Below are 6,025 nucleotides of genomic sequence, written 5' to 3' on the forward strand. Positions count from 1 at the left end.
ATGTTGATGTTGTATTGGGAAACCCTCCTTGGCTAACTTATAAAGATGTTAAATCTCCATATAGACAAAAAATGTTAGACAAGATATATGAAGATTATGGATTAAGTAGTGGTAGTAAAAATAAAACACATCAAGATATGGCTGCATTCTTTATAGCAAGAAGCCAAGAATATCTAAAAGATAAGAAAAATGGAAAAATAGGCTTTGTTCTTACTAGAGCAATATTAGACAGTTCTCAATATAATTCTATAAGAAGTTCGGTATTTTCAGAAAATTCAAAATTACCACGAATATCTAGAATATATGACATAACCAACAAGGCAAACCCATTTAATAGGTCATCGTGCATAGTAATATTTGGCTTTAAAAATAGATCTAACATCATAGATGGCTTTATAATAGATTCAAACATAAACGTAAAAGGTAAAAATCTGGATGAAGTAGATTTAGAAAAAAACATAAAAATTTAAGAAATCTTATTTTGGCTTACAGCAAAATTAAAGAAGCTATCAATGTTAAGCTTGTGATTGCAGGATCTAAAGATAAAGATGATAAAATAGATGAAATCGTTGAGAGTCTAAATCTTAGACCATATATAGTTGATATAACTTCTCCATCAGATGAAATTATAATAAATCTTTATCAGAATGCCAAGCTATTTGTATTTCCATCTTTATTTGAAGGTTTCGGTTTGCCTCCACTTGAAGCTTTATCGCTTGGATGTCCTGTAGTTGCTTCCAACATTCCAGTACTTAGAGAAATCTTAGGAGAGAAAATAGCTTGTTTTAACCCTTATGATATTGAAGATATGATAGAGAAATTGTTGAGTGCTATAACTAATGAAAATTCTAGAATCGATCTACTTAAGGCAGGCAAAAACAGGCTAAAATTGTTTGACAAAGACAAAATAATTGATGAACACATAGATTTATTTAACGAAATTTTGGTGGAGGGTAAATGAAAGTTCTGCACCTTGGTAAATTTTGTCCGCCAAACGAAGGGGGTATTGAGCTCTTTTCTTATGATTTGCTTGAATATTTGAACTTTAAAGGAATAAAGGCTGATCTACTATGTTTTGATTACAATAACAAAAATTCAAATTACAGGCTTTTTGATTACTATGGGTGTAAAATGAATATAAAACTCAATTCTGCTCCAATATCTTATAATTATCTTAAAAATTTTTTTAAGATAGCAGAAGAATACGACATAATACATTCGCATGTTCCTAATCCTCTTGCGGATTTTTTGTCTTTATTCACAAATAAAAAGCTTATAATCCATTGGCACTCTGACATAGTAAAGCAAAAAATTTTTTATAAATTTTACAAACCACTGCAACAAAAAGCACTAAAAAAAGCAAACAAAATTATATGTGCGTCACCACAGTATCTTGAAAGCTCTTTGCAATTAAAAGAGGTTCAAAAAAAGGCGGTTATTATCCCATTGGGGCTTGGTATCAAAAGGTTAAAAGCTGACTCTACAGATAAAGCCTTTAACAAAATATCAAATATAGTTAAAGATAAAAAAATTATCTTAGCTTTAGGCAGGCTTGTCGAATACAAAGGCTTTGAGTATCTTGTAGAGGCCGGCAAATATATCAGAGAAGATGCTATAATATTTATAGCTGGTGGAGGGCCTTTGTACAATAAATTAATTGATAAGGTAAAAAGTTTAAATTTAGAAAAAAAAGTTTATATATTGGGAAGAGTTGACAATATTAAGCCTTTTATGGAATTATGCGATATATTTTGCTTGCCTTCTATTACAAAAAATGAAGCTTTTGGCTTAGTTTTAGTTGAAGCATTGTATTTTGGAAAACCGTTGGTAACAACTGACGTTGAAGGCTCAGGAATGAGTTACGTAAATCAAAATGGCGTTACTGGTCTAGTTGTGCCGCCAAGAGATCCAAAAAATGCTTATGAAAGATTTAAAGAATTTGAAATATCTAATATAGGCGATAAGGTAATAAATTTATACAAGGAGGTTTTAAATTGCTAATTCGCTCGCGCGCACCTTTAAGACTTGGCCTTGCAGGCGGCGGTACCGATGTTAGCCCATATTCTGATAATTTTGGCGGTGCTGTGCTTAATGCTACAATAAGCATGTATGCCTACGCTACAATTGAGCCAACGCAAGATGGCAAAATTACAATAGAGACTATTGATAGGAAGGAAAAAATAGAACTTGATTCAAACGAAGTTTTAGAGTTTGACGGCAATCTTGATTTGATTAAAGGCGTTTATAACCGCATAGTAAAAGAATTTACAAAAAAGCCTTTAAGTTTTAAGCTTAGCACTTATGTAGATGCTCCTGCCGGCTCTGGGCTTGGAAGCTCATCCACGTTGGTAGTTGCTATTATTGGTGCTTTCGCAGAATGGCTATCGTTGCCTTTAGGCGAATATGATATTGCGCATCTAGCCTATGAGATAGAAAGGAAAGATTTGGCTTTAACTGGAGGTAAACAAGACCAGTATGCTGCCTGCTTTGGCGGATTTAACTTCATGGAGTTTTACGATGGCAATGTTATCGTAAATCCTTTGCGCATAAAAAAAGAGTATTTAAACGAACTTCAGCTCAATATACTGTTATACTATACAGGCACAAGCAGGCTGTCATCGAAAATCATAGAAGCCCAAGTAAAAAATGTGCAGACGAAAAATCATGATTCAATAGAAGCTATGCACAAGCTCAAAGAACAGGCAATTTTAATGAAAGAAGCTTTACTAAAAGGCAGGCTAAGCGAAATAGGCGAAATTTTAAACTACGGTTGGCTTTATAAAAAACAAATGACAAGCCAAATATCAAACCCGCTTATTGACGAGATTTACGAGGAAGCACTCAAGGCAGGTTCAAGCGGTGGTAAGATTTCTGGTGCAGGCGGAGGCGGATTTATGATGCTATATTGTCCTAAAAACACAAGATACAAAGTAATTGAAGCTTTGCAAAAATTTGGCGGTGAGTTTAGAAGATACCAGTTTACAAAATATGGCTTAGAGGCATGGAGGGTATAAAATGTTTGAAAATAAAATAATATCTGCAATACAAAATTCTATTGAAACGAAAAAGGCAATTTTATACGATCAAGTTTTACTAAATACAATTTCTGAAGTAGCAAGCGCAATTATTAGAGCATACAAAAATGATAAAAAAGTTCTACTTTGCGGAAATGGTGGGTCTGCAGCCGACGCTCAACACCTAGCAGCCGAACTTACGGGCAGGTTTTATTTCGATAGAGACCCACTATTTGCAGAAGCGCTTCATGTAAATACTTCTTACCTAACAGCTGTAGCCAATGATTATTCTTATGATGAAGTATACTCAAGATTAGTTAAAGCCAAAGGCGCAAAAGGCGATATTTTGATCGGCATATCAACGAGCGGAAATTCAGTAAATATCATAAAAGCATTTGAACAGGCAAAAATAACAGGAATGACTACAGTTGGTTTCACTGGAGAAACAGGTGGCAAAATTAAAGAGCTATCAGACTATTTAATCAATGTGCCATCTAAAGACACTCCAAGAATTCAGGAAGCACATATCTTAATTGGCCACATAATTTGTGAACTTGTAGAAAAAGAGCTGTTTAAACATGATTAAAAAAGCGGTTATTTTAGCAGGCGGTCTTGGTACAAGGCTAAGAAGCGCAATAGGAGATTTGCCAAAGCCAATGGCGGATATATCAGGCAAACCATTCTTAGAATATTTGCTTGATTACTTGATTGAAAATAAAATAACAAAAACGATTTTGTCTGTTGGCTATAAATCTCAAATAATAATAAATCATTTTGGAAAAAAATATAAGTCAATAGATATAGAATATTCCGTAGAAGATGAACCTTTAGGCACAGGCGGGGCTATTAAAAAAGCACTTAGTGCTTTGGAGGATGACGAAGAGTTTTTTATTTTAAACGGCGACACATTCTTTGATGTTGCACTCAGTAAACTTTTGGAATTTCATATTCAAAAAAACGCGCTTTTAACTATTGCCTTAAAACAAATGACAAATTGCAAAAGATACGGCAGTGTCTTATTGGATAGCTCAAACCGCATAATCGGGTTTAAAGAAAAAGGATCAATCTCAGATTGTCTAATAAACGGCGGGGTTTACATAATAAACAAAAGACTATTTGAACTTATAGATTTACCGGAAAAATTTTCATTTGAAAAAGATCTATTAGAACTTTACTATAAAAAACTGTCCTTTTACGGCAAGAATTTTGATGAATATTTTATTGACATAGGCGTGCCAGAAGACTATGAAAAATTCAAACAAGAAATTAAAGCATACAAAAGTAAAAACACATAGGGATCAGAGCTTTGCTTTTCCTTTTAGATCCTTCACATGCGTTTAGGATGACTAACTTCGCTGACGCTTGAGGATGACTAACTTCGCTGACACTTCAGGATGACAGGAATTGGCTCTTTAGGATGACAAAAGAGTACTTCAGGTTAACAGTTTGGTTTTTTTATAAAAAGCCGTTATAACGATAATTTTATAAAATATTATTTTTTAGCCCAATTTCAGCTAAACCAAGCATAAAAGATAAATAAATGCTCACTTGCGCACTACCCAAAAGATTATCAAATCCGCTTGCAACATAAAAAGCGATTAAACCAAGTATTATTCCTACCAATATACCTTTTTGCTGGGTATCGGCAGATTTTAACCTTTTTATATTGTTTATTAAAAGCATTAAAAAAGCGCAAAGTATTAATGCCAGTCCAAATAATCCAGAATTCATAAGTGTGTTGAAGTAAAAATTATCAATTGTAGTTGGCACTTCTATATTTGGATCAATATGATTTTTGACAGCCATTTGTTTGTAGTAGAAAACTGCTTTTTTATGTATAACCTGTGCGCCAAAAGAAGGGCCATAGCCAAATATTTTTCTAAACATGCTGGATTCTTTAAAAACCTCTAAAGAAGCCTTCATCATTGCAAATCTTATAACAATACCTGGATCTTTTTCGTAATATATGGTTTGATTTAGTCTTTTTTGTATAAAACTTGTGTTGTAGAACCCTATAGACACTACAGCAAAAAGCAAAAGCAATATTAAGGTTTTTTTATTTCTTAAAATCAAAGGCAGACATAGTATGCTTACAATAATTGCCAGCCAATCGGCCCTTTCTTGTGCTAAGATACCAGCAAAAAATGCTAAAATCGACACTAAATAATAGAATTTATTCTTTAAAAAAATGCCCAAACTTCCAAAGAAAAAGCTAGACATTACCATGATAATCCCAGCATAAGATGCACACCCGCTAAAACCAAAAATTCCGGGCATTGGTTTAACAAAATGAAGATTATTTATTCCAACAGAAAAAATATCAACGGGTCTAATGCCAAAAAAAGCATTAAAATAAAGCCCCAAAGTTCCAATTATAGTAAAAACGCCTAGCACATTAACAATCAATGTAAAATTGGCTTTTGAACGCGAAGTTATCCAATAGGGGGCAAAGTGCCAGATATACTGGAAATTCAGCAAAGAATGGATTGGGTTTAGTGAAAAAACGCTAGAAAAAAATTCTTTTAGCGAAAACAAACCTATGGGCAAATCTTCTTTTTTAAATTTAAATTCTTTTGCAATAATTAAAAAAATCAGTCCCAAAACGCCTATACTGATTGCAAGGTTATCTGCTGCAATTGATACACTGACAAAAACAGCAAACAATACTGTGCTTATAAAAATAAACTTATAAGCTGAATATTTTAATGCACTGTATTTTATCAAATCAAGTTTTTTAATTTTCTATCCCTCGTTTGAACAAGCGTATAAGTGTCAACAAAACATAATGTATTTTGAAAACTACTGCCTGCAAACAACAATATTATTCAAAAACAATCATTTTGACAACCAAAAACTAAACTTTGCAGTTTGTCCAAACAACTTTATACTAAAATATCTAAAAACGTATAAATGACCCGCTAATCTGTTAAACTGATATTTTTAGAAAGATTATTTAAAAGACATTTTAAGAGTTTTATAGTTTTTTAAAGTAGGTTTAGATTAAAATGATT

At 32.8% G+C, this 6,025-nt stretch carries 7 protein-coding genes; 6 read left to right on the forward strand and 1 reads right to left on the reverse strand.

Annotated features, from left to right (window positions below; translation table 11 throughout):
* The 6 genes from Q0C22_RS09305 to Q0C22_RS09330 all read left to right on the forward strand — a co-directional run.
* Nucleotides 1–470 (forward strand): DNA methyltransferase (locus tag Q0C22_RS09305; protein ID WP_291494072.1); only part of this gene is annotated, 470 nt, incomplete at its 5' end.
* A gap of 11 nt (nucleotides 471–481) precedes the next feature.
* Nucleotides 482–961: a glycosyltransferase gene (locus Q0C22_RS09310; RefSeq protein ID WP_291494075.1), complete on the forward strand. Its 480-nt coding sequence runs from the start codon at nucleotides 482–484 to the stop codon at nucleotides 959–961.
* Nucleotides 958–2,001: a glycosyltransferase gene (locus Q0C22_RS09315; protein WP_291494077.1), complete on the forward strand. Its 1,044-nt coding sequence runs from the start codon at nucleotides 958–960 to the stop codon at nucleotides 1,999–2,001. Before Q0C22_RS09310 ends, Q0C22_RS09315 begins: the two co-directional genes overlap by 4 nt.
* On the forward strand, nucleotides 1,995–3,014 hold the full coding sequence (locus Q0C22_RS09320) for a dehydrogenase (protein ID WP_291494079.1): 1,020 nt from the start codon (nucleotides 1,995–1,997) through the stop codon (nucleotides 3,012–3,014). The genes Q0C22_RS09315 and Q0C22_RS09320 overlap by 7 nt, the downstream gene beginning before the upstream one ends.
* 1 nt (nucleotide 3,015) lies before the next feature.
* Nucleotides 3,016–3,600, forward strand: coding sequence for an SIS domain-containing protein (locus Q0C22_RS09325; protein WP_291494080.1), 585 nt, complete (start codon nucleotides 3,016–3,018; stop codon nucleotides 3,598–3,600).
* The gene (locus Q0C22_RS09330; protein ID WP_291494082.1) at nucleotides 3,593–4,309 is read left to right on the forward strand and encodes a nucleotidyltransferase family protein; all 717 of its coding nucleotides are present in this window, start codon (nucleotides 3,593–3,595) and stop codon (nucleotides 4,307–4,309) included. The genes Q0C22_RS09325 and Q0C22_RS09330 overlap by 8 nt, the downstream gene beginning before the upstream one ends.
* 187 nt (nucleotides 4,310–4,496) lie before the next feature.
* Here the strand turns inward: Q0C22_RS09330 and Q0C22_RS09335 are convergent, their stop codons facing one another.
* Nucleotides 4,497–5,738 carry an O-antigen ligase gene (locus tag Q0C22_RS09335; protein ID WP_291494084.1) on the reverse strand — a complete coding sequence of 414 codons (1,242 nt, stop codon included), beginning with the start codon at nucleotides 5,736–5,738 and terminating at the stop codon, nucleotides 4,497–4,499.
* Nucleotides 5,739–6,025 lie beyond the last annotated feature (287 nt).

Origin of the sequence: Desulfurella sp., from assembly GCF_023256235.1 — a bacterium.
In the GTDB taxonomy this organism is placed as follows: Bacteria; Campylobacterota_A; Desulfurellia; order Desulfurellales; family Desulfurellaceae; genus Desulfurella.